At 57.7% G+C, this 26,401-nt stretch carries 30 protein-coding genes; 16 read left to right on the forward strand and 14 right to left on the reverse strand.

What is annotated here, in order from left to right:
• Nucleotides 1–414: 414 nt before the first annotated feature.
• Nucleotides 415–975, forward strand: coding sequence for a hypothetical protein (locus IV01_RS06400; protein ID WP_032630374.1), 561 nt, complete (start codon nucleotides 415–417; stop codon nucleotides 973–975).
• A 13-nt stretch (nucleotides 976–988) separates the two neighbouring features.
• Here IV01_RS06400 and IV01_RS06395 read toward each other — a convergent pair whose 3' ends face one another.
• Nucleotides 989–1,456: a DUF1203 domain-containing protein gene (locus IV01_RS06395; RefSeq protein ID WP_032630375.1), complete on the reverse strand. Its 468-nt coding sequence runs from the start codon at nucleotides 1,454–1,456 to the stop codon at nucleotides 989–991.
• 225 nt (nucleotides 1,457–1,681) lie between these two features.
• On the opposite strand from IV01_RS06395, the gene IV01_RS06390 reads away from it, so the two are divergent.
• Both IV01_RS06390 and msrA read left to right on the forward strand, forming a co-directional pair.
• Nucleotides 1,682–2,806 (forward strand): metallophosphoesterase, encoded by a 1,125-nt coding sequence (locus IV01_RS06390; RefSeq protein WP_032630376.1) that lies wholly within the window; start codon nucleotides 1,682–1,684, stop codon nucleotides 2,804–2,806.
• A 94-nt stretch (nucleotides 2,807–2,900) separates the two neighbouring features.
• On the forward strand, nucleotides 2,901–3,407 hold the full coding sequence (gene msrA / locus IV01_RS06385) for a peptide-methionine (S)-S-oxide reductase MsrA (RefSeq protein ID WP_032630377.1): 507 nt from the start codon (nucleotides 2,901–2,903) through the stop codon (nucleotides 3,405–3,407).
• A gap of 37 nt (nucleotides 3,408–3,444) precedes the next feature.
• On the opposite strand, the gene IV01_RS06380 is transcribed toward msrA, so the two are convergent.
• Complete coding sequence (locus IV01_RS06380; RefSeq protein ID WP_032630378.1) at nucleotides 3,445–4,257, reverse strand: alpha/beta fold hydrolase; 813 nt, start codon at nucleotides 4,255–4,257, stop codon at nucleotides 3,445–3,447.
• Nucleotides 4,258–4,521: 264 nt separating this feature from the next.
• On the opposite strand from IV01_RS06380, the gene IV01_RS06375 reads away from it, so the two are divergent.
• Nucleotides 4,522–5,700 carry a GGDEF domain-containing protein gene (locus IV01_RS06375; protein WP_032630379.1) on the forward strand — a complete coding sequence of 393 codons (1,179 nt, stop codon included), beginning with the start codon at nucleotides 4,522–4,524 and terminating at the stop codon, nucleotides 5,698–5,700.
• Here IV01_RS06375 and IV01_RS06370 read toward each other — a convergent pair.
• Nucleotides 5,672–6,034, reverse strand: a complete 363-nt coding sequence (locus IV01_RS06370) for a carboxymuconolactone decarboxylase family protein (RefSeq protein WP_032630380.1) — start codon at nucleotides 6,032–6,034, stop codon at nucleotides 5,672–5,674. The genes IV01_RS06375 and IV01_RS06370 overlap by 29 nt on opposite strands.
• Nucleotides 6,035–6,460: 426 nt before the next feature.
• On the opposite strand from IV01_RS06370, the gene IV01_RS06365 reads away from it, so the two are divergent.
• Both IV01_RS06365 and IV01_RS06360 read left to right on the forward strand, forming a co-directional pair.
• Complete coding sequence (locus tag IV01_RS06365; RefSeq protein WP_032630381.1) at nucleotides 6,461–6,898, forward strand: DUF2231 domain-containing protein; 438 nt, start codon at nucleotides 6,461–6,463, stop codon at nucleotides 6,896–6,898.
• On the forward strand, nucleotides 6,895–8,187 hold the full coding sequence (locus tag IV01_RS06360; RefSeq protein ID WP_032630382.1) for a PQQ-dependent sugar dehydrogenase: 1,293 nt from the start codon (nucleotides 6,895–6,897) through the stop codon (nucleotides 8,185–8,187). The genes IV01_RS06365 and IV01_RS06360 overlap by 4 nt, the downstream gene beginning before the upstream one ends.
• Before the next feature lie 77 nt (nucleotides 8,188–8,264).
• Here the strand turns inward: IV01_RS06360 and IV01_RS06355 are convergent, their stop codons facing one another.
• Nucleotides 8,265–8,594: a DHCW motif cupin fold protein gene (locus IV01_RS06355; RefSeq protein ID WP_032630383.1), complete on the reverse strand. Its 330-nt coding sequence runs from the start codon at nucleotides 8,592–8,594 to the stop codon at nucleotides 8,265–8,267.
• Between the two features lie 100 nt (nucleotides 8,595–8,694).
• Nucleotides 8,695–9,117 carry a RidA family protein gene (locus tag IV01_RS06350; protein WP_032630384.1) on the reverse strand — a complete coding sequence of 141 codons (423 nt, stop codon included), beginning with the start codon at nucleotides 9,115–9,117 and terminating at the stop codon, nucleotides 8,695–8,697.
• Between the two features lie 143 nt (nucleotides 9,118–9,260).
• Here IV01_RS06350 and IV01_RS06345 point away from each other — a divergent pair, with 143 nt between their 5' ends.
• The 3 genes from IV01_RS06345 (at nucleotide 9,261) to tal (ending at nucleotide 11,752) form a co-directional block, all read left to right on the forward strand.
• The gene (locus IV01_RS06345) at nucleotides 9,261–9,521 is read left to right on the forward strand and encodes a DUF6429 family protein (RefSeq protein WP_032630385.1); all 261 of its coding nucleotides are present in this window, start codon (nucleotides 9,261–9,263) and stop codon (nucleotides 9,519–9,521) included.
• A 127-nt stretch (nucleotides 9,522–9,648) separates the two neighbouring features.
• Nucleotides 9,649–10,659, forward strand: a complete 1,011-nt coding sequence (gene dusA / locus IV01_RS06340) for a tRNA dihydrouridine(20/20a) synthase DusA (protein ID WP_032630386.1) — start codon at nucleotides 9,649–9,651, stop codon at nucleotides 10,657–10,659.
• A 166-nt stretch (nucleotides 10,660–10,825) separates the two neighbouring features.
• Nucleotides 10,826–11,752, forward strand: a complete 927-nt coding sequence (tal, locus tag IV01_RS06335) for a transaldolase (RefSeq protein WP_032630387.1) — start codon at nucleotides 10,826–10,828, stop codon at nucleotides 11,750–11,752.
• Between the two features lie 75 nt (nucleotides 11,753–11,827).
• On the opposite strand, the gene rssC is transcribed toward tal, so the two are convergent.
• Together rssC and rssB are read right to left on the reverse strand one after the other, a co-directional pair.
• Nucleotides 11,828–12,310: an anti-sigma factor antagonist RssC gene (gene rssC / locus IV01_RS06330; protein ID WP_032630388.1), complete on the reverse strand. Its 483-nt coding sequence runs from the start codon at nucleotides 12,308–12,310 to the stop codon at nucleotides 11,828–11,830.
• Nucleotides 12,307–13,491, reverse strand: a complete 1,185-nt coding sequence (rssB, locus tag IV01_RS06325) for a two-component system response regulator RssB (RefSeq protein ID WP_032630389.1) — start codon at nucleotides 13,489–13,491, stop codon at nucleotides 12,307–12,309. The genes rssC and rssB overlap by 4 nt, the downstream gene beginning before the upstream one ends.
• Nucleotides 13,492–13,754: 263 nt before the next feature.
• On the opposite strand from rssB, the gene IV01_RS06320 reads away from it, so the two are divergent.
• Nucleotides 13,755–14,054 (forward strand): PilZ domain-containing protein, encoded by a 300-nt coding sequence (locus IV01_RS06320; protein ID WP_032630390.1) that lies wholly within the window; start codon nucleotides 13,755–13,757, stop codon nucleotides 14,052–14,054.
• A 77-nt stretch (nucleotides 14,055–14,131) separates the two neighbouring features.
• Here IV01_RS06320 and IV01_RS06315 read toward each other — a convergent pair whose 3' ends face one another.
• Nucleotides 14,132–14,833: a VacJ family lipoprotein gene (locus tag IV01_RS06315; protein ID WP_032630391.1), complete on the reverse strand. Its 702-nt coding sequence runs from the start codon at nucleotides 14,831–14,833 to the stop codon at nucleotides 14,132–14,134.
• A gap of 208 nt (nucleotides 14,834–15,041) precedes the next feature.
• Here IV01_RS06315 and IV01_RS06310 point away from each other — a divergent pair, with 208 nt between their 5' ends.
• Together IV01_RS06310 and IV01_RS06305 are read left to right on the forward strand one after the other, a co-directional pair.
• Entirely contained in the window at nucleotides 15,042–15,650 is a 609-nt protein-coding gene (locus IV01_RS06310; RefSeq protein WP_032630392.1) for a phosphatase, read from the forward strand.
• Nucleotides 15,651–15,911: 261 nt separating this feature from the next.
• Nucleotides 15,912–16,175: a DUF4404 family protein gene (locus IV01_RS06305; RefSeq protein ID WP_032630393.1), complete on the forward strand. Its 264-nt coding sequence runs from the start codon at nucleotides 15,912–15,914 to the stop codon at nucleotides 16,173–16,175.
• A gap of 53 nt (nucleotides 16,176–16,228) precedes the next feature.
• On the opposite strand, the gene queF is transcribed toward IV01_RS06305, so the two are convergent.
• Together queF and IV01_RS06295 are read right to left on the reverse strand one after the other, a co-directional pair.
• Nucleotides 16,229–17,059, reverse strand: a complete 831-nt coding sequence (gene queF / locus IV01_RS06300) for an NADPH-dependent 7-cyano-7-deazaguanine reductase QueF (RefSeq protein WP_032630394.1) — start codon at nucleotides 17,057–17,059, stop codon at nucleotides 16,229–16,231.
• A 73-nt stretch (nucleotides 17,060–17,132) separates the two neighbouring features.
• Nucleotides 17,133–17,642: a cupredoxin domain-containing protein gene (locus IV01_RS06295; protein WP_032630395.1), complete on the reverse strand. Its 510-nt coding sequence runs from the start codon at nucleotides 17,640–17,642 to the stop codon at nucleotides 17,133–17,135.
• A gap of 157 nt (nucleotides 17,643–17,799) precedes the next feature.
• Between IV01_RS06295 and IV01_RS06290 the strand changes: the two genes are divergently transcribed.
• Nucleotides 17,800–18,480, forward strand: coding sequence for a heavy metal response regulator transcription factor (locus IV01_RS06290; RefSeq protein WP_032630396.1), 681 nt, complete (start codon nucleotides 17,800–17,802; stop codon nucleotides 18,478–18,480).
• Complete coding sequence (locus IV01_RS06285; protein ID WP_032630475.1) at nucleotides 18,480–19,838, forward strand: heavy metal sensor histidine kinase; 1,359 nt, start codon at nucleotides 18,480–18,482, stop codon at nucleotides 19,836–19,838. The genes IV01_RS06290 and IV01_RS06285 overlap by 1 nt, the downstream gene beginning before the upstream one ends.
• 191 nt (nucleotides 19,839–20,029) lie before the next feature.
• On the opposite strand, the gene IV01_RS06280 is transcribed toward IV01_RS06285, so the two are convergent.
• The 3 genes from IV01_RS06280 to IV01_RS06270 all read right to left on the reverse strand — a co-directional run bounded on the left by IV01_RS06280 (nucleotide 20,030) and on the right by IV01_RS06270 (nucleotide 23,286).
• On the reverse strand, nucleotides 20,030–21,274 hold the full coding sequence (locus IV01_RS06280) for a lipoprotein-releasing ABC transporter permease subunit (protein ID WP_032630397.1): 1,245 nt from the start codon (nucleotides 21,272–21,274) through the stop codon (nucleotides 20,030–20,032).
• Between the two features lie 70 nt (nucleotides 21,275–21,344).
• A complete protein-coding gene (gene lolD, locus IV01_RS06275) occupies nucleotides 21,345–22,028 on the reverse strand; it encodes a lipoprotein-releasing ABC transporter ATP-binding protein LolD (RefSeq protein WP_195758808.1) in 684 nt (227 codons plus the stop codon).
• A 7-nt stretch (nucleotides 22,029–22,035) separates the two neighbouring features.
• On the reverse strand, nucleotides 22,036–23,286 hold the full coding sequence (locus IV01_RS06270) for a lipoprotein-releasing ABC transporter permease subunit (protein ID WP_032630399.1): 1,251 nt from the start codon (nucleotides 23,284–23,286) through the stop codon (nucleotides 22,036–22,038).
• 125 nt (nucleotides 23,287–23,411) lie between these two features.
• Between IV01_RS06270 and IV01_RS06265 the strand changes: the two genes are divergently transcribed.
• Both IV01_RS06265 and IV01_RS06260 read left to right on the forward strand, forming a co-directional pair.
• Nucleotides 23,412–23,993: a PilZ domain-containing protein gene (locus tag IV01_RS06265; protein ID WP_032630476.1), complete on the forward strand. Its 582-nt coding sequence runs from the start codon at nucleotides 23,412–23,414 to the stop codon at nucleotides 23,991–23,993.
• Nucleotides 23,994–24,172: 179 nt separating this feature from the next.
• A complete protein-coding gene (locus tag IV01_RS06260) occupies nucleotides 24,173–24,895 on the forward strand; it encodes a glycerophosphodiester phosphodiesterase (protein ID WP_032630400.1) in 723 nt (240 codons plus the stop codon).
• 42 nt (nucleotides 24,896–24,937) lie between these two features.
• Here the strand turns inward: IV01_RS06260 and sthA are convergent, their stop codons facing one another.
• Complete coding sequence (sthA, locus tag IV01_RS06255; RefSeq protein ID WP_032630401.1) at nucleotides 24,938–26,332, reverse strand: Si-specific NAD(P)(+) transhydrogenase; 1,395 nt, start codon at nucleotides 26,330–26,332, stop codon at nucleotides 24,938–24,940.
• Between the last annotated feature and the right edge of the window lie 69 nt (nucleotides 26,333–26,401).

A 26,401-nucleotide genomic window follows, 5' to 3' on the forward strand; every position in this document is an offset into this window, starting at 1 on the left:
CAAGATAAGGCGGCAGCTGGGTTCTGGACGTACTCATCAGACTCTCCTTTTTGTAATCGTGAAGCGAGCTATATGCGCGAGTTAACGCAATGAGGCGGGCCGTACGACTGAGAGTTCAAAGCTGCGCCAAAGGGAATAGTGATCGGAACAGTTACTCAAATATTGACTTAGATCAGAAAAGCAAGTCGTCATTCAGACTGTTGGCCTTCGAAACCTGTCGCGCACTTCCAGAATCAAAACTTTGTTCATTTGCAAAAGCAGATCCGGAAGATTGTCTGCTGAACCCTGTATTGCATCCATCCGCTTGCTGAGCAGAGACCAGAGAGACTGGCCCGGCATCAAGTCGCTTCTGATCTTGCCGGCCTGCTGTTAGGCTCAGCCCTTAAACCAGAGTATTGACCAACTGGAGGTGTCATGAGCAACTTTCCCATCGTTGCCACAGTCCTTTCGATGATATTGGGGCTTTCCGTCACGCGCCTTCTTTTGGGGATGTTGACCGTGTTCCGCATTCGTCGCACAGCAGCTCCCGATTGGGTGGCGCTTGTCTGGGCCGCCATGCTTTTTGCGACGCAACTGGAGTTCTGGTGGGCGGTCAACGCACTGCCTGACATAAAAGCGACCTTCACGTTCCCCGAGTTTCTATTGCTGGTGTTGTTAGCGCTGTCGCTGTTTGTATCCGCGGCCTTGTTACTCCCAAGCCGCAATGAGGACGAGCAGAGTGGACTTCGGGTTTACTTCGAACAGGATGGCCGATACGCACTGCTGCCGCTCTCGAGTTATTTCTTACTCGGATTCATCGTGAATATGACGTTCTTCCATGCGTCTCCGGTTGCGCTTTGGGGCGCACTGGACCTGCTCATGATTGTGCTTCCTGTTTGCGCATTCAAAGCCAAATCGCGCCAGTCATATACGAGGATCACGCTTGCCTTTGTCCCCCTCATCGCCATAGACATGGCCATTTCACTGGCCAGCTAGGCAATTCAATTTTCTATGCCCGATCAATACGCCCGGAGTAACAGCCTCGCTTGGCGTTGTGGGCGTGGATGTAACTCACGGCAGGATTTTCAAACATTCGAAGGATTATCGGCTCTATGGCTGTCCCCTCTGCAACATCAGCTTCGATCATCATTCCGTCTTCCGCGTAGGCACGAAGCGACAGCAGACGAATTCGCATTGATTCTGGCACTTCATCAACAGCGTCATAGGTCTGCGTCGCGCCTTCCCTTATGAAAATAGCGTGCGAAGCACGGTAGGGAGTATTGGCGGGCTGGCAAACATGGTTAAGTAACAGCATGCTCTGACCCAACTCTGCATCTTTCATCTCGATGCGGTCTGGAAAACCAGGCTCGCGGTCGACGATGTAACGCTTGATCCCAAGTGATGCCAATTCCTGATCAGGTAATCCGAAAAAAACCTGGAAGGGTTCAGCGCAAAGTCCAGATATCCGAAAGCCCATGGTCCGCTCCAATGAAGGTTGAGCTTCATGCTAAGCGTGGCCGCGAGCTGTTCGCGCTCTGTTTCTTGCTGTCGAAATTGACAACTGTTTTTGATCGGCGCTGAAAAATTTGCCTGGGGAAATGGCTGCTGCGCAGTCGCGACAATGAACCCTGTGCTGTAGCGTAGGTCGACTCCGCAGCCGATGCACTCGATGTAAGCCCCCGCCAGCCAAAGGAACGACTTGATGTTTCACGTAATGTTCAGCTTGCCCTGCCTGTACGCCATCGTCCGCTTTGTCTGGCCGATGCCGTGGAAGCTGACAGCCAGAATTGCGGTTGCCGTGCTGTTCCTGCTTGCATCGCAATATCACCTGTACTCGCGGTTTTCTTCGGGCAGTGTTTTTTCACCAGAGTTTCCACGCGTCATCGTGATGCTGTTCAACTGGGGGTTTGGCGCGATCCTGTTGATTGCCGTGCTGCAAATCATTGTCGATCTGGGGACGTTGCTGGCGATGCTGGTCCGCCGGCAATGGCTGACCATCCCGGCAGGCCTGCGCTATGGCCTGGGCACGGCGGCGGTAGTGCTTTCGGCGATCGGTGTCTCTCAAGCGGTGCGCGTCCCGCCGGTCAAGGATATCGAGGTCGCGATCAAAAACCTGCCCCCACGATTCGAAGGCTACGAGATATTGCAGCTGACAGATCTGCACATCAGCCGCCTTTTTGACGAACCCTGGACCCGAGCAGTCGTCAAGGATTCAAACGCCCTGGGAGTTGACCTGATCGTTGTCACCGGCGATTTGATCGACGGCTCGATCAGCAATCGGACCCTCGACATTGAGGCTCTGCGCGACCTGCATGCTCCGGACGGGGTGTATGTCATCCCTGGCAATCACGAGTATTTCTTCGACAACGAAGCGTGGATGCAGCACTTCGTCTCTCTGGGCATGAAACCGCTGGCAAACAGTCATACCCTGATTGAGCGTGACGGAGCACGGTTTGTGCTGGCCGGGGTCACGGATGTCACTGCACCGAGAACCGGCTTCCCTGCGCCTGACTTGAAACAAGCGCTCAAAGGCGCGCCGAAAGAGGCGCCGATCATCCTGCTCGACCACCAACCCAGGAATGCTGAGTTTTCAGCCACCCAGGGAGTTGCGCTTCAGTTGTCGGGCCATACCCATGGCGGAATGATCCTGCTGCTGGATCGGGTGATCGCCCTGGCAAATGAAGGCTTTGTATCCGGCTTCTACAACGTCGACGGCATGCAACTTTACGTCAACAACGGCACGGCCCTCTGGCCTGGCTTCGCCCTTCGTCTGGGCCGACCGTCGGAGCTGACACGCATCACGCTTCGGCAAGCATCGGGTTCCTAGCGCCAGGATTGTTGCGCTGATTTCTTCCTCAACCTTGGAATCAACCAACTCGCCCTCATAACATCGGCTATATCCCACTCCCTGAGGACCCATCATGACCAGCCAAACCGAAACCGCCATCCTTGCCGGCGGCTGCTTCTGGGGCATGCAAGACTTGCTGCGGCGCTACCCCGGCGTGCTGCACACCAGGGTCGGTTATACCGGCGGCGATGTGCCGAACGCCACTTACCGCAATCACGGCAACCACGCTGAAGCCATTGAAATCGTTTTCGACCCTGCTGTTATCAGCTACCGGCAGATCCTGGAGTTCTTCTTCCAGATCCACGACCCCAGCACGCCCAACCGTCAGGGCAACGACCTTGGCCCCAGCTATCGTTCAGCGATTTATTACCTGACTGAACAGCAACGCGACATCGCCGAAGATACTGCCGCTGACGTCGACGCCTCCAAGCTCTGGCCAGGCCTAGTGGTCACCGAAATCGAACCCGCGGGACCGTTCTGGGAAGCAGAACCCGAGCATCAGGACTACCTGGAGCGCCTGCCGAATGGCTACACTTGCCACTTCATTCGGCCCAATTGGAAACTGCCCAAGCGCGCATAAGACCTGACGATTCTGTCCTGCCTCCCGCAAGGGGGCGTCAACTCAGGTTTTTGAGCACCGCCGCCACTATGACTTCAGGACAATCCTCCTGAACCAGGTGGCCGGCGTTCTGGATCATTCTGCAATCGGAGTCAGAGATCAGCCGCGCCAAGGCCTGGCCCTTGTCAGCTGGAATCCAGTTGTCGTTCTGCCCCCACAGCACCGTGACCGGGCAATCCAGTCGGTCGTAGAGGCCCTCGATCTCATCCGTATATCTCTGATCCATCTGCGCGATCTGGCGATAAAACGCCGGTTGCCCCACCGGCCCGACCCAAGGCGTGCTGTAAATATCCAGCGCCTGTTCCGACAACGGGTGATGCGCCGAGGTTTGCAGATAGGCGCGAAGCAGCGCGCGATGCATGTAATCCGGCATGCCCGAAAACGCCAATTCGTGCTGGCGTACATGCTGCACGAAAGGAGAGCCCCAGGGCGCCAGGGCAACCGCGTCAAAAATAGTCAACGATGCGTAGCGCAAACCGTCCAGATACCAGCCTCGAAGAGCAGTCGCGCCGCCAAAATCATGGGCGAGGACATCCGGTCGCTCAAGCCCCCACTCCGCGAACAAAGCTGCCAGCACTTTGTTTTGCACCGCCAGCGAGACATCCTGCCCCGGGCGCATTTCAGACAATCCATAACCGACCAGATCGAAGTAATACACGGTCCTGCGATCAGTGAAGTGCGGCACTATCCTGCGCCAGACCTGGGATGAGAACGGCGTGCCATGTATCGCCACCAGCGCTGGCCCACTGCCAGACTTACCCCAACGCACGGCATTGCCATCAATGATGGTCGTGTTCGGCAGATCAAGCATCTTGCACCTCATGGAGTTGGTTCGCTAAAGAAGGGCTGGCCCGATGACGCAGGAATCAGGCCGGCCTCTTGATACCTCATTATCAACTCGTCGAACAAGCCGCAGAGCAGGATCGAAATAGTGATCAGTGCCTGACTCTGGACCGGCATTTGCAGGGCGCTGACGCGCTCGTCAAAAACCCCGCGCAGCCGTTAGTGATGGCTCTACGAAATCACTGCCAGCGTTTACAATTCTTCCCCACACAGACCCAGCAGGCCGGCCTTCATGGCGCTCGATCCACCGACACTTTTAGTTCTTTCCATTGCCCTTGCCGCAGCCGCCGCTTTGTACCTGGCGGTGGAGTGGCGCAGCGTTCGCGAACCTTCCCTGCTGTTCTGGAGCGCGGGTTTTGCAACGATTTCGGTGGGTTCGACGCTTGCCCTTTTGCGCATCAGCGGCTTATTGCTGATTGGCATCTGGTTCGCCAACGGCTTATTGGTGACGGCGCACTGGCTTTTCTTACTGGGGGTCGCAAGGTTCACCCAGACCCGGCTGTCTCGTGCCTGGTACCTGATCTTTCTCGCCTGGCTGATGATGTTGTTACTGCCTGCGGAACAACCCTGGCCCAAGGTCATGCTGGCGGTCAATTCGCTGCTGGTTGCAGCGGTGACACTCAGAGCCAGCTTCCTGCTGCAGCCCCATGGCAAGTCGTTGAGCGTTGGCGCAGTACAACTGCGGTATGTGCTTCTGGGGCATGGGCTGTTTTATGTCGCCAAGGCAATCCCGGCAGTGGTGCCTGGCACGCTGATCGACCTTGCCGCGTTTCGTGGGGAAATCATTCAGATTTCTCTGGTGGAAGGCTCCATGGCGATCATGCTGATTGCCCTGTCGATGACCGGCACCAAGCGTCATCGCCGGGAAAAGCGCATCGAGCGCCTGGCCGCACGCGATCCCCTTACCGGCCTGTACAACCGCCGCGCCCTGGATGTACGTGCACCGCGCTTGCTGAATCAGGTTTCACCCAGCCGGCCGGGCGCGCTGCTGCTGATTGATATCGACAACTTCAAGTTGGTGAATGACCTGTACGGTCATACCGCCGGCGACCGGTTGCTGGTGACCCTGAGTGAAATGATTCGCACGGTATTGCCCCCGGGCGCACTGGCCGCGCGCCTGGGTGGTGATGAATTCGTCATCCTGCTGAGCAACGCGTCGACTGAAGACATGGTCGGGCTGGGTAATACCCTCCGCGATCTGTTTCACAACGCAGCCTCCCAGGCCTTCGTCACGCCCGAGGCCGTCACCCTTAGCATCGGCGCCAACCTGTTCGACCAGTCACCTGCCAGCCTCACCGCACTGATTGAACAGGGTGACACCGCGCTGTACGAATCCAAACGAGGCGGACGCAACAGCATCCGCCTGGTCGATCAGACTCTTTCTAACCGCGAGCGTCAGTTGCAGAGGTAACTTGCGCTACAGCGTCCAGCGCTCTCACCGAATACACCAGCGCCGCTCCGGTATTCAGCGCAATGGCAACACCGAGAGCCTCAGCGATTTCCTCGCGAGTGGCGCCCTCCTTCACTGCCTCCGCCGAGTGGACGGCAATACAGCCGTCACAGCGGGTGGTGACGGCTACCGCCAGAGAAATCAGCTGCCGGGTTTTGGCGTCCAGATGATGGGTCTTGCCACCGGCACCACTGGCAAGCAGGTAGCCATTGACTGAATCCGGCGACAGCGCCTTCAACTCGCCAATGCCTGACATTAGCTGCGTCTTGTATTCCTTCCAGTCCAACATGATCAAACCCTCGTCTGTTCTTGTTTTACGGGTAAAGACAAACAACCCACGGCATTTAGCATAGTGCGAACCAGGGCTTCTGCAGGCGCTCACCCAGCCGTGTGAGGCTGGGATGGTGGTGTGTTTTCGCTGCCTTCGGCAGTGCAAGTATCGCGATAGCCCATGGTCCTGTAGGAGCGCACGAGCACCTACACAAAACCATTTCAATTTAGATTTTTTGTCTGTTTGATGAGAGTTGTCGGAGGTTACTACGGCGACGAATACGGGACGTCAGGCACGCCCCGCCCCCTGAAACATATTTAGATACCAACCTGAGTGAACTAAGGCTAAGCCGTTGCGTTCCTTTGCAATGCGCAGTAACGCGACCTTTAGATAAACCCGTACATCCGTGCGGGTAACGATCAAGGGTCGCTTAACAATAAAGGAGCCGTCGTGACCGTTACCACCTACCCCGTTTACCGCAGTACGCCCGGGCCCCTTCACGGGATTTTGCTTGCCGGTACTGTTCCTCTGTTTCTCGGCGGCTTGCTGAGCGACATCGCCTACTACCAGAGCTACCAGATTCAGTGGAGCAACTTCGCCGCCTGGCTTATCGCTGGAGGCTTGGTTTTCTGCGGGCTGGCACTGGTCTTTGCACTGATCAATCTGATCCGGGCCGAACGCAAGACAGGCCGGCCGGTGGTGTACTTCCTGCTGTTGCTGGTCACCTGGGTGCTCGGTCTGGTCAACGCCTTCGAGCATGCAAAAGATGCCTGGGCGGTCATGCCGTCGGGTCTGGTGCTCTCGGTTGTCGTCACAGTACTGGCCATCGTTGCGGCATGGACAGGCTTGAGTAATCTCAACAACGTGCGCTCAGGGGGTGCCGAATGAAATATCCAGGCGCACTGACTGTTCTAAGCGTCGCGCTACTGTTGAGCGCATGCGGGGGTGAAGCTGATAGCACCCAGGCTCGTGGACCGGATCCTAAACTGCCTGACCCGCAGCGAAGCCTGTTGCCGAGTATGAAGATTGCCGAACCGGCGCTCTGGGGCGATCAAAAACCCACAGTGCCTGAGGGTTACAGCATTACAGCGATCGCCACCGAGCTGGCCATTCCGCGTCAGACCCTGGTACTGCCCAATGGCGATATCCTCATTGCCGAAGGCCGTGGCGGCAGCGCCGCTAAACTCAAACCCAAAGATGTGATCGCCAGTTATATCAAGGCCCAAGGCAACACCAAGGTTAAAGGCGGCAACCGTCTGACCTTGCTGCGCGACGCAGACGGCGACGGCACCTACGAGATGAAGACAGTCTTTGCCGACAACCTCAACGCCCCGTATGGCTTGGCGTTTGCCGATGGCAAGCTGTACGTCGCCAATCAGGATGCGCTGGTGCGTTTCGACTATGAAGAAGGCCAGACCAAAGCCAGTGGCGCGCCGACCAAGATCACCGACCTGCCTTCGGCGATCAACCACCACTGGACCAAATCGCTGACCATCAGCCCTGACGGTCGCTCGCTGTTCGTCGGTATCGGCTCCAACAGCAACGTCACCGAGCGCGGCATGGAAGTCGAGCTTGACCGGGCCATGGTCTGGCAGATCGACGCTCAGACCGGCGCCCACAAGCCGTACGCGACCGGCCTGCGCAACCCGACGGCTTTGACCATCGAACCGGTTACCGGGCAACTGTGGACAGTGGTCAACGAACGTGACGAGTTGGGCCCTGACCTGGTCCCCGACTACCTGACCTCGGTGCGCGAAGGCGCTTTCTACGGCTGGCCTTTCAGCTACTGGGGCCAGAACGTGGATACCCGGGCCCAGCCACAGAACCCGGCAAAGGTCGCCGCTGCAATCAAACCTGATTACAGCCTGGGTTCCCACGTAGCTGCGCTTGGCGTGGACTTCTCCATCCCGGAAATGGGCGACAAGTTTGCCAATGGCGCATTCGTGGGCGAACACGGCAGCTGGAACCGCGACAATCCGGTGGGCTACAAAGTGATTTTCGTGCCATTCAACAATGGCCGCCCTGCAGGTGAACCGGTGGACTTCGCCACAGGCTTCCGGGGTGCCGATGGCAAAACCCGCGGCCGTCCCGTTGGCGTGACCGTGGACCCGAAAGGCGCACTGATCATTGCCGACGACCTGGCTAATACTGTGTGGCGGGTCACGCGTAACCGCTAAGCCTGAAAGGTATTCGTCGTTTACTGCAGAGCACTCATGTTGAGCGCGAAGCAGTAAACGGCGGACTCCCCCCGCCGTCAATCCACAACAAACAACTTCGCTCCCGTCACAGTCGACGACCGGTGCCCTTCCATATCATTGCCCACTTGATAACTCATTCCGGGGGTCAGAACGAAGCTTCGGCCATCCTCCAGCTCGGTGTGCAGTTCACCTTCGAGGCATAACAGAACGTGGCCCCGCCAGCACCAATGATCGGCCAGATAACCAGCGCTGTACTCCACCATTCGCACCCGCGTCGTGCCGAAATGGCAGGTTCGCCAATTGGCGCTGCCTGTCTCGCCGGCATAGGTTACCGGCTCGATTTTTGACCAGTCAGTAGTGCCAAACGAAACACCTGTGAGCTCCATTTTTTGCCTCAATGCCAATATCGGGAACGCGGACAGTACCAATCTCAGAAATACGCCGACAGACACAGATCCTGCCCATTCACGGGATACAGCCTTGAGGTCATGACAACGCGGCAACCGCATCGATTTCAATCTGCATCCCGCTCAGCGCCAGGCATGGCACCGGGATCAAGGTACAGACCGGCTTCATCGCCCCGCCCCACGCCTGCTCCAGCGCCTCGACCCAGAGACACAGCTTGGCTTCGTCATGGCCGACAATCAGCAAAGTCAGCTTGAACACGTCAGCAAAACCCGCGCCTCTGGAGCGCAGCGCCGTCCCCAGATTGACCAGCGCCTGCCGCGCCTGCTCGGCAAACTCCGTTGAGAGCTGCCCTTGAGCATTCTCACCGCCCTGCCCGGCAATAAACACAAGTCGTGCTTGGGGTTTAAGTTCAGCGACGTGGGAATAGCCGTTCTGTCTGGGATCGTAAAGCCCTTCAGGGTTGAACAATTCAAAGGCGGGGAAACTGCTGGGATTGGACATGGACCTGCTCCTGAGGAAAGAGCGGCCAGTCTCGGACCTTGGGTTAGGTTGAGGTCAAGCTTGAGGATAGGTGGCTGTGGGCGCCAGTTCCGACCGATGTATTATTTGAGCAGTACCAACGAAGCTCAAGTGGAGCAACAATCATGAAATACGACGAAAAACTGATGGAGGAAGCCGTGCTTGCCCTGCTGGCGACGTTCAGTACAGACAGGGGCAATACCTGGAAAGGGTACGACTTCGAGATCATGAACCGGTTGCACGAACAGGGTTTCATCCAAAACCCGGTGAACAAGAACAAATCTGTTTGGTTGACGGAGGAAGGTCTGGAGCTAGGTCGACAGATAGCCGACAGGATATTTGGGCAGAGAACAGATGGGGAGCAGGAATCCAAACGGCCTACCTGACTTCATGCTGCCGCCGCTCGGGATGTGTCGAGTGACCTTGCCCTCTCTCTGGTAAACTCCATCCTTTCCGCCCCGTGATCAGCACTGACTGACACTGCCCAGAATTGGTACAGATACGTTGAACACCATGTTGCCCGAAGCCATCAACAGCCTTCGCCCCACAAGCCCAGAGCCGTCACGCCGCTTCTCTGTGGCGCCGATGATGGATTGGACGGACCGCCATTGCCGGTACTTCCTGAGACTCCTGTCCAAACGCGCCCTGCTCTATACCGAGATGGTCACCACAGGTGCGTTGCTTAATGGCGATTCTCATCGGTTTCTGCAACATGATGCAGCTGAGTATCCGTTGGCGTTGCAGTTGGGTGGCAGTGTCGCGGCGGATCTGGCGGCGTGTGCGCGGATGGCTGAGGTGGGCGGATATGACGAGGTCAATCTGAATGTCGGCTGCCCGAGTGATCGGGTGCAGAACAATATGATTGGCGCAGTGCTGATGGGCCATCCGCAGTTGGTGGCCGATTGCGTCAAGGCTATGCGCGATGCGGTGTCGATTCCAGTGACGGTCAAGCACCGGATCGGGATCAACGGCCGCGACAGTTATGAGCAGTTGTGTGATTTCGTCGGCACAGTGCGCGACGCCGGCTGTACCAGTTTCACGGTGCATGCCCGGATTGCGATTCTGGAGGGCCTGTCGCCTAAGGAAAACCGCGATATCCCGCCGCTGCGATACGATGTCGCTGCCCAGCTCAAACAAGACTTCCCAGACCTGGAAATCGTGCTCAATGGCGGGATCAAGACCCTTGAGCAGTGCCATGAGCATTTGCAGGTATTTGATGGCGTAATGCTGGGACGCGAGGCGTATCACAATCCCTATCTACTGGCAGAGGTAGATCAGCAGCTTTTTGGCAGCAGCGCGCCGGTGATTTCTCGCGCTGAAGCCTTGGCTGCGATGCGGCCTTATATCGCCGGGCACATTGAGAGTGGCGGCTCGATGCATCACGTCACCCGCCATGTGCTTGGGCTGGGGACAGGTTTCCCTGGGGCGCGGCGCTTTCGGCAGTTGCTGTCAGTGGACATCCACAAGACCCAGGATCCATTGGCACTGCTGGACCAGGCGGCCGGTCTGCTGGAAGGTCGCTAATCCAGGGGAACAAGCAGCCTGTGTGGCGCTCAAACCAGTCAGGATCAGGTTTTCACCTTCCCGAGTAGCCGGACGCCCTGTTCTGGCGCGTCGTTATGCTTTGCGCCCTTGAGTGGCCGGCAACGCTCGGGTAATGTCACTTAACCGCACAGGACAGAGCACGCTCATGACTTCCAAGCTGGATCAACTCAAAGAATTCACCACCGTTGTTGCCGATACCGGCGATTTCGCTGCCATCGAAAAACTCAAGCCGGTCGACGCCACGACCAACCCTTCCCTGCTACTCAAGGCAGGCTCCAGCGACAGCAATGCTGAGCGCCTGAGAGAAGCCTTTAGCGGCAGTAATGGCGATATCGGACTGGCCTCTGACCGTTTCGCGGTTGCCATCTGCCAGGAAATTCTCAAGGTTGTGCCGGGCAGGGTTTCGACTGAAGTCGACGCTCGTCTGTCGTTCGACACCAAGGCCTGCATCGAGCGCGCAGAGCGCCTGATCGAGATGTACGACCAGGCCGGTGTCAGCAAAGATCGTATCCTGATCAAGCTCGCCTCCACCTGGGAAGGCATCCGCGCTGCCGAAGTACTGGAAAAGAAAGGTATTCAGTGCAACCTGACTCTGCTGTTCTCCTTCGCTCAGGCCCAGGCTTGTGCGGATGCTGGCGTGTTTCTGATTTCGCCGTTCGTAGGCCGGATCTACGACTGGTACAAGAAAGCCGAAGGCAAAGATTACGTAGGCGCAGAGGATCCGGGCGTGAAGTCCGTGAGCCGTATCTACAACTACTACAAGGCCAACGACTACAAGACCGTAGTCATGGGCGCCAGCTTCCGTAATCTCAGCCAGATAGAGCAACTTGCCGGCTGCGATCGTTTGACGATCAGCCCGGACCTGTTACAGAAACTGGCCGAAGACACTGGCACTCTGGAGCGCAAACTGGCGCCAGGCAATGCCGGTGAGCCTCGCCAGACGCTGACCGAGAGCCAATTCCGTTGGGCTTCCAACGAGGACGCAATGGCCACTGAGAAACTGGCTGAGGGCATTCGTCAGTTCGCTCGCGATCAGGAAAAACTCGAAGCGCTGCTCCGCGCCAAGGTCTGATCTGCAACGCTGAACGTAAAAGGGCGGCATCCTCGCGGGTGCCGCCCTTTTTGCTGCCTGGGATTCTCTGACTGATCAGTGCCGCTCGAGGGCATTCACCAGGTCATGGAAGGCTTCACGGTTGGAGTCGTTCAGGCCCATAAGGATCTTGTGCGCCTCCAGAACCTTGGCTTTGACCACTTCTTCGCACTGGTCCTGGGACGGCAGGTCCGTCAGGCACTCAGGACGCGGGATCGGCCGGTCAACGATATTGAACACCTGATCGAAACCCATCGACTGCAACAGTCGAGTGATGTCTTCATGGGTGGTTACCAGCGTTGGCAAAAGCCCGACTTTCTGCCGCGACAAGATCGACAGCTTGGCCAGCAAGCCAAGCGTCGTGCTGTCGATGCTGCGGGTTTCGGTCAGATCAATCACCACTGCCGAGAAATTCAGCGCGGTGAAGATCTTTTCAATAGTGGCATCCAAAGCCGAACAGAGGGTCAGACGGACTTCCCCGACGAACTTGAGAACGAACGTCCCGTCTTGCTCGGCGAACTGGATTCTACCGGTACTCATTCAAGGTTCCTGCTCAACACTAACAAGGCGATATCATCCGGCATCTCCCCGAGCGTGGCCAATCCAAAAGTCTGGCGCAAGCCATCCAGGCTGCCACCCGCCGCTTTTACCAGTTCAGGCAATGCGGCCTCTTTCTCTTTAAGTGTATCACCGGGCAACAGATCAAGAATGCCATCAGACAACAGGGTCAAACTGAACGACTCAGGCAAGTCGATCACATGATCCTGATAGGTTGCCTCATTGAACAGACCGACCGGCAGGCCACGGCCTTGCAGATAGCGTGTTTCATCCGGCGTGTAGAGCACAGGCAGCGGTAAATGGCCGCCAACCGCGTAGGTCAGTTGCCCGGACTCTTCATCGATCACACCGCCCACCATCGTCACATGCTTGCCCAGCTTGCAGCTGATCAACCCACGATTGATGTGGCCCAGCACGTCCGAAGGCTTGAATTCAGGCAGGGTACCGCCGCGCTTGGACTCGAACAACAGGCGCGTGGTCATGAACTTCAACAGCACGGTGATGAACGCCGATGAAGCGCCATGTCCGGAAACATCCGCCAGATAAAAAGCCACCCGACGCTCATCAACGCGGAAATAGTCGACGAAATCCCCCGACAGGTACAGCGAAGGAATGATTTCGTGAGCGAAGTTGAATTGATCAATTGACCAGGGCGTTGTCGGCAGCATGTTCATCTGCACCTGACGACCCGCATCCTGGTCTTCCTGAAGCAGATGCAGGCTGGCCTCGAGTTCGCGGTTGGCGGTTTCGAGCTTCTGACGGTACACCTGGTTTTCCAGCATCAGCCGCGCACGATCCAATGCCCGGCGCACGGAATGCTCCAGAACAGCAAGGTCTTCGAGAGGCTTGATCAGGTAATCGGCAGCCCCCAAGCGCAACGCTTCTACGGCATCGTTCATCACCCCAGCGCCGGAAACCACAATCACCGGTGTTTCTGGCGCAATGGCAGTGACCTGACGAATCAGCTCAAGCCCGCCCATCTGCGGCATGCGCAGGTCGCAGATCACCAGATCGGGCTTTTCCTGCTCGAATATCTGTATGCCCTGCAAGCCATTGGTTGCTTGCAGGACGCTGAAGCCACTGTCTTCCAAATAGGCGGCAAGGCTTGCTCGCACTACTTCGTCGTCATCGATTATCAGCAGCGTGGCACTGGTTTTCTGCATGTGGGCAAACGGCGCCAGAGTAGGTTGGCGTAGGCAACCCGGTTCACGGGTCTGCGTACTGGATTCGCTTCTAGCCTCTCTGATCACCAATCGGGACTTTTGATCCGGTACTGGCGTTTCAGAGGTGCCCTTCAAGGCGCAGACGGTACTCCCATCCGACGGGCGTTTCAAGCACGCTCCGGTCGCCGATTTGCGTCTTTACATCGCAAATCGCTCAGAGTTATAAGAACTGTGTATTCAGCAACGAAAACGAAGGACATGACATGAGCCTCAATGATCGAAGCTACGAGGAGAAACGAGACTACATCCGCATGCGCGTGGATGCTGAAATCAGCCTGGTCCACGCAGGCCAGGTCATTACGGCTGTATGCCTTGATCTGTCCAGCTCGGGCATGCAGGTACAGGCACCACGCACGTTCAAGGTGGGCGACAAACTCAGCGTGCGAATCGATTCCGATCACGCTGCACTCAAAGGTCTGGAAGCTGAAACCGAGGTCGTCTGGACGACTGACGAGCCTGAGGGCGGACAAAAGTTGGGCCTGAGCATCGTATCCATGAGCTGAATCAGGCTGGAACTGGTTCACAACTGTAAAAAATAAAGGCGACCACAGGTCGCCTTTATTTTTGCATGCAGCGTGGATCAGAAGTCGTCGGTGACCTGACCATCCTTGACCCGGAATTCGCGGTTCTGCAAGAACGCATTACGGATGAAGATGTACTTGTCACCGTTGATCAAGCGCTCTGCCGACAGCAGGCTGGCGCGGGTATCAATCAGATTCACGCCCAGCGCCGTGTTGCGGGTCGGAACGTGATCAATGTATTTGTACGGTGATGTATAGGTGTCCGGATACTTGGCGATGGCATCACGTACGGTGCTTGGACCCAGCAACGGGATCACGACATAGGGGCCACTCTGCACGCCCCAGTAACCCAGAGTCTGACCGAAGTCTTCATCGCTACGCTGCAAGCCCATCTTGGTGCCAACGTCGATAAAACCCAGCAGACCGAACGTAGTGTTGAAGATCAAACGCGCGGTATCGACGCCAGCCGCGGCAGGTTTGGCCTGCAACACGTTGTTGGCGAAATTGCCTACATCGCCGATGTTATTGAAGAAGTTGTGAACCCCGTCTTCAACAAACTGCGGAGCAATGAACTGATAACCCTGAGCAATCGGCTTCAAGGCATAGGTATCAACGGTGTCGTTGAAGCGGAAAATCACCCGATTGACGCTTTCCCATGGGTCTTCTTCAGCAGCCTGCGCAGCCATTGGCGCCAATGCGACACCGGCACAGAAAAACAGCTTGGCTAGACGATTCAACGAGCCTGCACCGGTCTTGGGCATAGCTGATACTCCTCAAAAGATAATGAAGCGGGTGCTACGCCCCCACACGTCAAGGCCAGCAGTATAAAGGCATATGAACGCATTTAGGCAGCGTCGGGTAGATGGATATCAGTTAGAGCGCCAAAACAGGTTTAAACGCCATCATCAGACATTCATCTTACTGTCACATAGACCTCGTAGCGTTCAGCGTTATTTCAGAGATATCGCCATGCTCGCGCCTGTGACTACCCCCCTTCCCGCCTTCACCGCCGTCCTCTTCGGACTGAGTGGTTGCCTGGTGGATTTCGGAGCACAGGCTGGCAATGCGGTCAGACTCAGCGATGAGCACACACTGGCGACGCCTGGAGCCCTGAAAGTATTAGAAGATCTTCAGAGCCAAGGTGTGCCCTGCGCCTGGCTAGACGAGCTGGCTGGCCACCTGACCGAGAAGCTGGCGCTGCAATTGAACCATCTAATCACCGCGACCCCGCCGGGGCATGCACCATGGCCAGCACCCGATGCCTGCTGGAAGGCGTTGATGGCGCTCGGCGTCAGCCAACTGGAGGGCTGCGTCCTGGTCAGTGGCGAACCACGCTTGCTGCAATCGGGGCTGAATGCGGGCTTGTGGACGGTGGGCCTGGCATCCTGCGGTTCATTGTGCGGGCTGTCCCCGGTCCAATGGCAGGCGCTGACTGACGCCGAACGGGAATACCGCCGTGGGCAAGCCACGCTGCAGCTCTATGCGCTGGGCGTGCATTCGGTTGTTGACCACCTGGGTGATCTGCAGTCCTGTCTCGCAGATATCGCGCTGCGCCGTACCAAGGGTGAAAAGCCTTAGCAGCAGGCGACACCTGTGGGAGCGGTGCTTGCCCGCGATTGAAGCGACGCGGTATGGCAGGTACACCGAGTTGTCCTTATCGCGGGCAAGCACCGCTCCCACAGGTTTACACCGTACGAATGGGTTGTCCTACCTGATGCACGTATTGACCACAATCATGCAAGTCGCGCCGGAGTGGATTAGTCTTGTCACATACCCATGACGAACCTTTAGCGTCACGCCGGGGTCCATGGGACAGACTTATCAAAGAAGGAGCACGCCATGCCTGCCCGCGAACTGCAAGAACAACTCAACACCCTGCGCGAGCAACTGGAGCAGAACCCACCCCTCTCGGAAGCCGAGCGCGAGAATCTGCAGCAACTCATGGAGCAAATCCAGTCGCAGATCGAACTGGAAACTGTCACCCAGGACACCAGCCTGGCTGACGGCGTCAATCTGGCAGTGGAACGTTTCGAACTGGAGCATCCGGGCATTGCCGGCACCCTGCGCAATATCGTTCAAACCCTGGGCAACATCGGCATCTGAAGCAATTAAAAAGCCCGTCATGATCAGTGACGGGCTTGATACAGGCCTGCGATTTACTGCCGGGCCAGCCGGCGATTATCCGGGCTAATCACCTCGGTACTGCGGTACGGATTGATGTCCAGCCCGCCACGGCGCACATAACGCGCATAAACCGTCAACTTCTCCGGCTTGAGCAGCGCTTGCAGGTCCATGAATATCCGCTCGACGCATTGCTCATGGAAGTCCGAATGCTGCCGGAAGCTGACGATGTAAGCCAACAGGCTCGCAGGATCCAGCGCCGCCCCACGGTACTCGACGGCAACGCTGCCCCAATCCGGCTGACTGGTCACCGGGCAATTGGATTTCAGCAAATGACTGTGCAGGCTCTGCTCCACCACCTGTGAATCGTCGCAGCGCAGCAGCTCCGGTTGCGGCCGGTCATAGCTGCTGATAGTCAGGTCCAGATCATCGATGCACGTACCTGGCATGCTCGCCACGCCTTCGCTTTCGATATCCGCAAGGCTGCGAATCCGCACACTCACCGGCTTGCCTGCGGCTGCTGAAAGATCCTTGATCAAGGCCGCGGTCAACGCTTCGCGATCAGCAAAGGCTGTCTGATTGAGTGAGTTGAGATACAACTTGAAGGATTTCGACTCGATGATATTCGGCGAGTCCGCCGGAATGCTGAATTCGGCAATCGCCACGACTGGTTTGCCCGACGGCAACAGCCAGGACAGCTCATAGCAATTCCAGAAGTCCACACCCTTATAAGGCAAGGTTTCAGCAGTCAGGCCCAACTCGGCCCATTTGGTGGCACGCGGGATCGGGAACAACAGCGAAGGCGCGTAAGTGGCAATGTATTCACTGGATTTGCCCAGCGGCGAGTGTTCGGCTGCGGGATGCATGACGGTACCTGAATCACGTGAAGCGGACGGATTAAGGCGTAAGTTTATAGCGTTTGCGCCTCGCTTTCAGCGCCTAGTCGGTAATTGTCAGTTTGCCGACCATCCCCGCCTGATAATGGCCGGGCACGTTGCAGGCGAACTCAAGATCGGCGGCCTTGGCAAATGTCCAGGTCAGCTCGGCGGTTTCGCCCGGCTCCACCAACACACTGTTGGGGTCATCGTGCTTCATCTCCCCACCATGACCCATGTCGTGGTGCTGCATGCCAGTTGGCGTGAGCATGCCGCTCTGCTGCATCTTCAGCATTTCCTGCTGATGACGGGCGTGCATGGCTGTATCTCCCAGATTGAACTCGTGCAACAGCTGGCCCTTGTTGACCAGAACGAAACGTACAGTCTCGCCTGCCTTGACCTGTAAGTTCTTGGGTTCGAAATACATATCGCCCAGAACCAGCTCAACCGTCCGCGACGCCTTGGCCGCAGGTGCAGCATGGCCGAATGGCAAAGAGGCAGCGGGGTCTGCCAGCAAGGGCTGACTCAAGGTCAGCAGCGCAGCAACCAGCGCAAAACGTGCAATGGACGGCATCGTTTTCTCCAAATGAGCGACAATCAATGCTCGCACAGTAGATGCTCCGCACTGCCAGCGAGCTGACGGCAAGATTACAAAATTGTCAGGTTGCGCTCTGCGGCGACCACTCGCGCTATAAAGCATTCATGTCCCACGCCATAGTCATGAGCCATTGATGAAGATTCTGATCGTCGAAGATCAACCAAAAACGGGTCACTACCTGCGCCAAGGCCTCAGTGAAGCCGGGTTCAATACTGAGCTGGAGGCTGACGGCAGTAATGGCCAGCATCTGGCGCTGACGGGTGACTACTCACTGCTGATCCTGGACGTGATGTTGCCTGGCCGCAGCGGCTGGCAGATTCTGCAAGCCGTGCGCAGTGCGGGGCTGGAAACCCCAGTGCTGTTTCTGACGGCCCGCGACACCGTCGAAGATCGGGTCAAAGGCCTTGAGCTGGGTGCCGATGACTATCTGGTCAAACCCTTCGCCTTCTCCGAGCTGCTGGCCCGAGTGCGCAGTCTGTTGCGCCGGGGCAACAGCCCTGCTCAGGAAACCCACCTGCAACTGGCCGATCTGCGCCTGGACCTGCTGCGCCGGCGCGTTGAACGCAGCGGCAAACGTATCGATCTGACCGCCAAGGAGTTTTCGTTGCTGGAGTTGTTGCTGCGCCGTCAGGGCGAAGTGCTCCCCAAATCCCTGATTGCTTCCCAGGTCTGGGACATGAATTTCGACAGCGACACCAACGTGATCGAAGTTGCGATCCGCCGCCTGCGCCTGAAGATCGACGATGAGTTTCCGGACAAGCTGATCCATACCGTGCGCGGCATGGGATACGTCCTTGAAGAGCGCCCGGCATGATCCGTCGCTGGTCGCTGGCAAGCCGGCTGGCACTGCTGTTCGCCGCCTGCACCGCAGTGGTTTCGTTGATTGCCGGGGTACTTTTCAATCAGGCCAGCGAAACTCACTTCATCGAGCTGGATCAGCAACTGCTGGAAAGCAAATTGCCGGGCCTGCGCAGCCTGTTGCAGAACGTGCGCAGCGAGCAGGATTTAGCCGGACGTGCAGCACAGCTCAAGGCCGAGCTGGCCCATCAACCTGACCTGGGATTGCGCATCAGCGGTCCGGGCTCTGAGCCCTGGTTTGACAGTGCAGCGCTCAAGCCATCGCTGCCCGTAACCGATGAGGGACTGCACACCCTGATCAGCGATCAGACCGCGTATCGCACCTATACCGTCAAGCTTGATCCCGCGACACCGGACAGCCCGCAACTGACCCTGCTGCTGGACATCACCCACCACCAACACTTTCTGCAAAGGATGCAGCGCCTGATCTGGCTGACGGTCGGGCTGTCAGCGCTGGCTACGGCGCTGCTGGGGGCCTGGGCGGCACGCAGCGGCCTGCGTCCTTTACACAACATGAGCCGGATTGCTGCCAGCGTTTCTGCCAGCTCCCTCACCACGCGCCTGCCACAAGAGCAAATGCCCGCCGAGCTGGCAGAACTGACTCAGGCATTCAACGGGATGCTGGGCAGGCTCGACGATGGTTTCCAGCGGCTTTCAGCGTTTTCTGCCGATATCGCCCATGAGCTGCGCACGCCGCTATCCAATCTGCTGACCCACACCCAGGTCACACTGACCCGACCCCGAGACATTGAGGACTACCGAGAGGCGTTGTTGAGCAACCTCGAAGAGCTGCAAAGCATGGCGCAGATGGTCAATGACATGCTCTACCTGGCCAAGGCCGAGCACGGCCTGCTCACACCGACCTGCGAGCGGTTGCGGCTGGAGGACGAAGTGCAAACGGTGCTGGAGTTCTTCGCGCCGTTGGCAGAGGACGCGCAGGTCACGCTGAGCAGCGATGGTCATGCCAGTATCGATGGCGACCGAACCATGTTGCGGCGCGTGCTTTCAAACCTGCTGGACAACGCGGTACGCCATACCCCTGCCGGGGGCTACGTAAAGGTGACACTGAGCGAAGTTGATAAACGTGCCCGAATCAATGTCGAGAACAGCGGCGCGGACATTCCGGAGAGCTTGTTACCGCGCCTGTTCGACCGCTTCTATCGCGCCGATCAGGCTCGAAGCGAAAGCAGAGAACACGCAGGCCTGGGTCTGGCGATCACTCGCTCGATCATCCAGGCCCATGGCGGGACTATTCGATGTGAGTCGAAAGAGGGGGTAACGCGGTTTTTGATTGAGTTGCCGATTCAAAAGTGATGCTTGAGCTGTGGGAGCGTAACGTCTGGGCTAGCGTCGTGGGACCGGCTTCAGCCGGGAAGGCGGCATTTCAGACGATACATATCGCATGGATGTACCGGCCTCTTCCCGGCTGAAGCCGGTCCCACGTCGCCACATTCGCCTGCAGGCTAACAGACAATCCCCCACAGGTATCACATCAGGCCAACCTATCACTCATACCGCAATGCATGCGCCGGCTGGATCTGCGCTGCACGCCACGCCGGGTAAAGCGTCGCCAGGAAGCTGAGGATAAAACCGGCACTGCAGATCAGCACTACATCGCCAGCCTGCAACTCGGAAGGCAGGTTGTTGATGAAGTACACATCGGAACTGAAAATGTGCTGGCCGCTGACCCGCTCAACCCAGCCCACCAGACTGCTGACATTGATCGCGGCAATAATCCCCAACACGCCACCAATGATGGTGCCGACGATACCGATCACCGTGCCCTGCACCATGAAAATCGTCATGATCTGCCGCGGCGTGGCGCCGATGGTGCGCAGGATAGCAATGTCTGCGCCCTTGTCATTGACCACCATGATCAGAGTGGCAATGATGTTGAACGCGGCCACGGCGACGATCATCAGCAACAACAGCCCGATCATGGTCTTTTCCATCTTCATGGCACTGAACAGGCTCCCTTGAGTGTGGGTCCAGTCATCCGCTTTGTAATCAGCACCCAGCCCGCCCGCGATGGCTGCGGAAACTTCAGGGGCTTTATACAGATCCTTCAAGGCCAGACGCACACCTTGCACCTGATTCGGCTGCCAGCGCTGAATCTGTGCGGCGTCGGCCACGTTGATCAACGCCATCGAGCCATCCAGCTCGGCACCCACCTTGAAGATCCCGACCACGGTCAACCTTTGCAGACGCGGGGTGATCCCCCCCGGGGCACTGCTGATTTCCGGAACGATCAGGGTCAGCTTGTCGCCGACATTCAGGCGAAAGCGACGGGCGCTCAACTCGCCCAGCACCACGCCGAACTCACCCGCTTTCAGGTCTTGCAGCTTGCCCTGCACGATGTGGTCAGCAACGATGGATACTTGGTGCTCCAGCGCAGGATCAACGCCACTGATCTGGATCGGCTGCATGGCACCTTTGTAGGAGAGCATGCCATCCATCTCGGTGAAAGGTACCGCAGCGGTCACTTCCGGATTTTTCAGGGACGCAGCCGCCACCGGCTTCCAGTCATCAAGGGGCTGAACCCCGGCTATCACCGCGTGGGGCACCATACCGAGGATCCGCGAGCTCATTTCCCGCTGAAATCCATTCATCACCGACAGCACCACGATCATCGCCAGCACACCCAGCGCCAGCCCGATCATCGAGGTCATGGAAATGAACGAGATGAAATGGTTGCGGCGCTTGGCGCGGGTATAGCGCGTGCCAATAAAAATTGATAACGGTCTGAACATGGGTATTGCACCGTGTAAAAAATGCCGCGAAAAAACTATCCCGACGCGATCAACAGCGCCGGGTTAACAATCAGGCTTCGACCAGACGGCCATCTTCCAGGCGCCAGACGCGATCCATCTGCCGGGCCAGATTCATGTCGTGAGTCACCACCAGGAACGCCGTGCGCGAAGACGTGCTCAGCTCCAGCATCAGGTCCTGAATGCCTTGAGCGGTATGGTGATCAAGGTTGCCTGTTGGCTCGTCGAGCATCACCAGCCCCGGCTGGTTGACCAAAGCCCGGGCAATCGCCACACGCTGACGCTCACCACCCGACAATTCCGAAGGCTTGTGCGCCAGACGATGCCCAAGCCCGACCCGCTCCAGCAACGCCGTAGCACGCTTGCGAGCTTCCGGGATGGCAGTCTTGCCGATCAGCAACGGCATGCAGACGTTCTCCAGTGCGGTGAACTCCGGCAACAAATGGTGGAACTGGTAAACGAAACCCAGCGCCCGATTACGCAGCAAGCCACGGGCCTTTTCACCCAGAGCGGAAAGCTCTTCGCCGGCGAGCCAGACGCTGCCCTGCGAAGGCGTGTCCAGACCGCCCAGCAAGTTGAGCAACGTGCTTTTCCCCGAGCCTGAGCTGCCGACAATCGCCACGCGCTCGCCCGGAAACAACTCCAGTTGCAGCCCCGACAGGACCACCACCGACTCAGGACCTTCCTCGTAGGACTTGCCCAGGTTGCGGCAACTCAAAACTGCTTTATCACTCATGCCCGACTCACTCATAACGTAACGCCTCCGCCGGTTGGGTGCGCGCAGCACGCCAGGCCGGATACAGGGTGGCGAGGAAACTCAGGACCAATGCGGCGCCGCAGACCATCAGCACGTCCTCGGCCATCAGCTGAGAAGGCAGGTAGTCGATGAAGTAAACGTCGGCATTGAGAAACTTGTGGCCAATAAGACCTTCCAGTGCGGAGATCGCGGCACTGACATTGAGGGCGGCAATCATGCCAAGCACGGCTCCGATAAAGGTGCCCACCACGCCGATGACCGTCCCCTGAACCATGAAGATCGCCATGATCTGCCCCGGGGTTGAACCCAGGGTGCGCAAGATCGCGATGTCGCCCTTCTTGTCGTTGACCACCATCACCAGCGTCGAAATGATGTTGAATGCCGCCACGGCCACAATCAGCAACAGCAGCAGGCCGATCATGGCTTTTTCCATGCGGATCGCCTGATACAGATTGCCGTGGGTGCGAGTCCAGTCACGGGAGTAATAGTTGTGATCGCCAAGGGTCTGGGCGATTTGATAAGAAGTGCGCGGTGCCTCGAACAGATCCTCGAACTTCAACCGCAGGCCCTGCACCTGATCCGCCTTCCAGCGATGCAGCCGACCCAGATCGTCAAGGTTGGTCAGGCCCAGGTAGCCGTCCAGTTCGCCAGCGCCCACGTGAAAAATACCCACTACGGTAAAACGCTTCATGCGCGGGAACATGCCAGCCGGGGTCACGGTCACCTCGGGGGCGACGAAGGTGACTTTATCGCCCATGGTCACGCCCAGCTTGGTGGCGGCTTTGTCGCCAATCACGATACCGAAGCTACCGGGGGACAGATCGTCCAGCTTGCCCTGCTTCATGAAGTTATCGATGATCGAAACTTTACGTTCCTGAACCGGGTCGATGGCATTGAGCAGGACTTTCTGCACTTGACCATTGTTGGTCAGCAACCCCTGCATCTGGGTGAAAGGCGCAACGGCCAGCACCTGCGGGTTCTGCTTGACCTTGTCGGCCAAGCCCTGCCAATTGCTGATCGGCTCGCCGGATTCGATGGTGGCGTGAGGGACCATGCCCAACACGCGGGTACGCATTTCGTGATCAAAGCCATTCATGACCGATAACACGACTATCATCACCACTACGCCAAGGGCGAGGCCGATCATGGAAGTCAGGGAAATGAAGGAGACGAAATGATTACGCCGTTTTGCACGGGTATAGCGCGTGCCTATGAATACAAAAAGAGGTCTGAACATTTAGGGACTTGTTCGGAGGAATGGGAACGTCCTTGTGGCGGGTCCTGGCAGGCAGCCTTACACTCGAAAACACTCTGAGCACTGCGAGCAACCACTATGACCACCGCCGCTACCATGGGTTCGCCATGTCGACATTAGATGAAGAAGAACGCCGCGAATACTACCGTATCGAGGACAGCGTCGCACTGGAAATTAACCTCCTGTCCGAGAGCGATCTAACCGGCCATGCCGCCATGCGCGAGACCTCGGCACTGTTCGAATTACTCAGCGAACTGCACGTCAACGAGTTCGAATCCCAGCACCTGCTGCGACAGGTGGATGATCGGGATCGAATAGTGAGCGACCTGCTGCGCTCCTTGAGCAAGCGCATCGACCTGCTCGGCCAGGTCGTCGCCCAAACCGCGCTAGGCAAGCTGGGTGCCCCGCAACCAGTGATCATTTCCGAAGGCGGCGTGCAATTCAACAGCGCCCAGTCCTATCCACTGGATGCTCAGCTGTCGATCAAAATGGTCTTGATGCCCCAGGCATCGGCGCTGATGTTGCACGCCAAAGTCATTCATTGCGACGCCCTGGCGGGCGGCCAATTCGAGGTCGGCACTGAGTTTATCAACCTGCCTGACTCCCAGCGCCAGCTCCTCGCTCGATACATTTTGCAACGACAAGCCGCCATTCGACGCCAGGCGCTTGAGGCGAAAGCGCCTGAATGAACACGCTGTGATGCGGCAAAACAGAATCTATGGGAGCGAGCTTGCTCGCGAAGAGGCCAGGACGGCTGAAATATCTCTTCGAGCAGGACCACTGCCTTCGCGAGCAAGCTCGCTCCCACAGAAAAAACATCCCGGAAATAGCACCAAGACCAACGCCTTAAAGGCCACCAGGAGTAAACGTGACCCTTATTTACGGCCACCGCGGCGCCAAAGGCGAAGCACCGGAAAACACTCTGACCAGCTTTCAGGAATGCCTCAAGCACGGCGTGCGTCGCTGTGAACTGGATTTGCACTTGTCTCGCGATGGCGAGCTGATGGTGATCCACGATCCAACCTTGAAACGCACCACGGATCGACGGGGCAAGGTCAACGAGCATGTCGCCGCCGACCTGGTGACTTACGACGCCCGTAAGGGCGGACCTGGCTGGGTTAACCCCTGCCCGATCCCGCGCCTGGACGAACTCTTCGAAAAATGCGACTTCGAGCATTGGCAGCTGGAAGTGAAAAGCGCCTCGCGCACCCGCGCCACCACGACAGTGTTGGCGATTCGCGAATTGGCGCAACGACATGGCCTGCTGGACAAGATCACCATCACCTCCAGCTCCCGGGAAGTGTTGCGCGCCGCTCAGGAGCTGACGCCGGACATCAGCCGCGGGCTGGTTGCCGAATACGCGTGGCTCGACCCGCTGAAAGTCGCGCAAAGCTATGGCTGTGAGATTCTGGCGTTGAACTGGACACTGTGCACCCCTGAGCGCTTGAAGAAAGCCCAGAACCAGGGTTTGCACGTGTCGGTATGGACAGTCAACGAGCCCGCACTGATGCGCAGGCTCGCCGACTTCGGCGTAGACAGCCTGATTACAGACTTTCCCGGTTTGGCCAGCGCCACTCTCGAGAATTACTGAAATCGGTCTCCCCGGCCGGCTCAGGCCTCCGGCCGGAGTCGCTTAAAAAAGCCGGTTGAGGCCATCGTAAGCGGCTACCCGATAGGCTTCAGCCATGGTCGGGTAGTTGAACGTGGTATTGACGAAATACTTGAGGGTGTTGGCTTCACCGGGCTGGTTCATGATCGCCTGACCGATGTGGACAATCTCCGAAGCCTGGTCACCAAAGCAGTGCACGCCCAGCACCTCGAGGGTTTCGCGGTGGAACAGGATCTTCAGCATGCCCACGCGCTCACCGGAAATCTGCGCCCGCGCCATGCCCTTGAAGAACGCCTTTCCCACTTCGTAAGGCACTTTGGCCTGGGTCAACTCGTGTTCGTTTTTACCGATCGAGCTGATTTCCGGGATGGTGTAAATACCCGTCGGGACGTCGTTGACGTAACGCCAGCTGCCATTGTCGACCAGACTGCCCGCTGCCGAACGCCCCTGATCGTATGCAGCACTGGCCAGACTCGGCCAGCCGATCACATCGCCCGCGCCATAGATATTCGGCACGCTGGTGCGATAGTTTTCATCGACTTCGATCTGGCCGCGCCCGTTGGCCTTGATGCCCACGTTCTCCAGACCCAGTTTGTCGGTATTACCGGTGCGACCGTTGCACCAGAGCAAGGCGTCGGCCTTGATCTTCTTGCCGGACTTGAGGTGCAGGATCACACCGTTATCCAGCCCTTCGACCTTTTCATACTCTTCGTTGTGGCGAACCATTACGTTGTTGTTACTGAAGTGATAACTCAGCGCCTGTGAAATCTCAGAATCCAGGAAGCTCAACAGTTGATCACGGTTGTCCACCAGTTCGACCATCACCCCCAGGCCACTGAAGATCGACGCATATTCGCAGCCGATAACGCCGGCACCATAAATGATCAATTTGCGTGGGGTATGGCCGAGGCTGAGGATGGTGTCGCTGTCGTAGATACGCTTGTGGGAAAAGTCGATATCGGCCGGGCGATAAGGCCGCGATCCAGTGGCGACGATAATCTGATTGGCGACCAGCTTTTCTACTACGCCATTGCCACACACCACATCAATGCTGTTCTCATCGGCGAAGCTGCCCGTGCCGAAAAACACGTCAACCCGATTGCGGGCGTAGTAGCCGGTACGCGAAGAGACCTGCTTGGAGATGACGATTTCAGCGTTCTTCAATACATCCGGGAACGAGAACCAGCGCGGCTCGCCAATCGCCCGGAACATCGGGTTGGTGTTGAAGTGGATGATCTGCTTGACCGAGTGACGCAGGGCCTTGGACGGGATGGTGCCCAAGTGTGTGCAGTTGCCGCCAACCTGCCGACGACTGTCGACCATTGCGACCTTACGTCCCGCCTTCGCAGCGTTCATCGCCGCGCCTTCTCCGGCAGGGCCGGAACCCAGTACTACTACGTCGTAGTTGTAGACAGCCATGCGTACTCCTTAAACAGGCCGAACTGCCACTCTGGCAGCTCTGGCTAAATCACGCCGCGGCCAGCGGCA

It is taken from the genome of Pseudomonas syringae (assembly GCF_000737245.1).
In the GTDB taxonomy this organism is placed as follows: domain Bacteria; phylum Pseudomonadota; class Gammaproteobacteria; order Pseudomonadales; family Pseudomonadaceae; genus Aquipseudomonas; species Aquipseudomonas syringae_J.

Excerpts from the sequence above, each read along its gene's own strand:
- dusA (WP_032630386.1), top strand. The coding sequence starts at position 9,649 with ATGTTGCCCGAAGCCATCAACAGCCTTCGCCCCACAAGCCCAGAGCCG.
- IV01_RS06290 (WP_032630396.1), top strand. The coding sequence starts at position 17,800 with ATGAAGATTCTGATCGTCGAAGATCAACCAAAAACGGGTCACTACCTG.
- IV01_RS06395 (WP_032630375.1), bottom strand. The coding sequence starts at position 1,456 with ATGGGCTTTCGGATATCTGGACTTTGCGCTGAACCCTTCCAGGTTTTT.
- IV01_RS06265 (WP_032630476.1), top strand. The coding sequence starts at position 23,412 with ATGTCGACATTAGATGAAGAAGAACGCCGCGAATACTACCGTATCGAG.
- IV01_RS06295 (WP_032630395.1), bottom strand. The coding sequence starts at position 17,642 with ATGCCGTCCATTGCACGTTTTGCGCTGGTTGCTGCGCTGCTGACCTTG.
- IV01_RS06270 (WP_032630399.1), bottom strand. The coding sequence starts at position 23,286 with ATGTTCAGACCTCTTTTTGTATTCATAGGCACGCGCTATACCCGTGCA.
- IV01_RS06350 (WP_032630384.1), bottom strand. The coding sequence starts at position 9,117 with ATGTCCAATCCCAGCAGTTTCCCCGCCTTTGAATTGTTCAACCCTGAA.
- tal (WP_032630387.1), top strand. The coding sequence starts at position 10,826 with ATGACTTCCAAGCTGGATCAACTCAAAGAATTCACCACCGTTGTTGCC.
- IV01_RS06310 (WP_032630392.1), top strand. The coding sequence starts at position 15,042 with ATGCTCGCGCCTGTGACTACCCCCCTTCCCGCCTTCACCGCCGTCCTC.
- IV01_RS06280 (WP_032630397.1), bottom strand. The coding sequence starts at position 21,274 with ATGTTCAGACCGTTATCAATTTTTATTGGCACGCGCTATACCCGCGCC.
- IV01_RS06375 (WP_032630379.1), top strand. The coding sequence starts at position 4,522 with ATGGCGCTCGATCCACCGACACTTTTAGTTCTTTCCATTGCCCTTGCC.
- IV01_RS06380 (WP_032630378.1), bottom strand. The coding sequence starts at position 4,257 with ATGCTTGATCTGCCGAACACGACCATCATTGATGGCAATGCCGTGCGT.
- IV01_RS06390 (WP_032630376.1), top strand. The coding sequence starts at position 1,682 with ATGTTTCACGTAATGTTCAGCTTGCCCTGCCTGTACGCCATCGTCCGC.
- msrA (WP_032630377.1), top strand. The coding sequence starts at position 2,901 with ATGACCAGCCAAACCGAAACCGCCATCCTTGCCGGCGGCTGCTTCTGG.
- IV01_RS06315 (WP_032630391.1), bottom strand. The coding sequence starts at position 14,833 with ATGCCCAAGACCGGTGCAGGCTCGTTGAATCGTCTAGCCAAGCTGTTT.
- queF (WP_032630394.1), bottom strand. The coding sequence starts at position 17,059 with ATGCATCCCGCAGCCGAACACTCGCCGCTGGGCAAATCCAGTGAATAC.
- sthA (WP_032630401.1), bottom strand. The coding sequence starts at position 26,332 with ATGGCTGTCTACAACTACGACGTAGTAGTACTGGGTTCCGGCCCTGCC.
- IV01_RS06345 (WP_032630385.1), top strand. The coding sequence starts at position 9,261 with ATGAAATACGACGAAAAACTGATGGAGGAAGCCGTGCTTGCCCTGCTG.
- lolD (WP_195758808.1), bottom strand. The coding sequence starts at position 22,028 with ATGAGTGATAAAGCAGTTTTGAGTTGCCGCAACCTGGGCAAGTCCTAC.
- IV01_RS06320 (WP_032630390.1), top strand. The coding sequence starts at position 13,755 with ATGAGCCTCAATGATCGAAGCTACGAGGAGAAACGAGACTACATCCGC.
- IV01_RS06400 (WP_032630374.1), top strand. The coding sequence starts at position 415 with ATGAGCAACTTTCCCATCGTTGCCACAGTCCTTTCGATGATATTGGGG.
- rssB (WP_032630389.1), bottom strand. The coding sequence starts at position 13,491 with ATGCAGAAAACCAGTGCCACGCTGCTGATAATCGATGACGACGAAGTA.
- IV01_RS06355 (WP_032630383.1), bottom strand. The coding sequence starts at position 8,594 with ATGGAGCTCACAGGTGTTTCGTTTGGCACTACTGACTGGTCAAAAATC.
- IV01_RS06305 (WP_032630393.1), top strand. The coding sequence starts at position 15,912 with ATGCCTGCCCGCGAACTGCAAGAACAACTCAACACCCTGCGCGAGCAA.
- IV01_RS06360 (WP_032630382.1), top strand. The coding sequence starts at position 6,895 with ATGAAATATCCAGGCGCACTGACTGTTCTAAGCGTCGCGCTACTGTTG.
- rssC (WP_032630388.1), bottom strand. The coding sequence starts at position 12,310 with ATGAGTACCGGTAGAATCCAGTTCGCCGAGCAAGACGGGACGTTCGTT.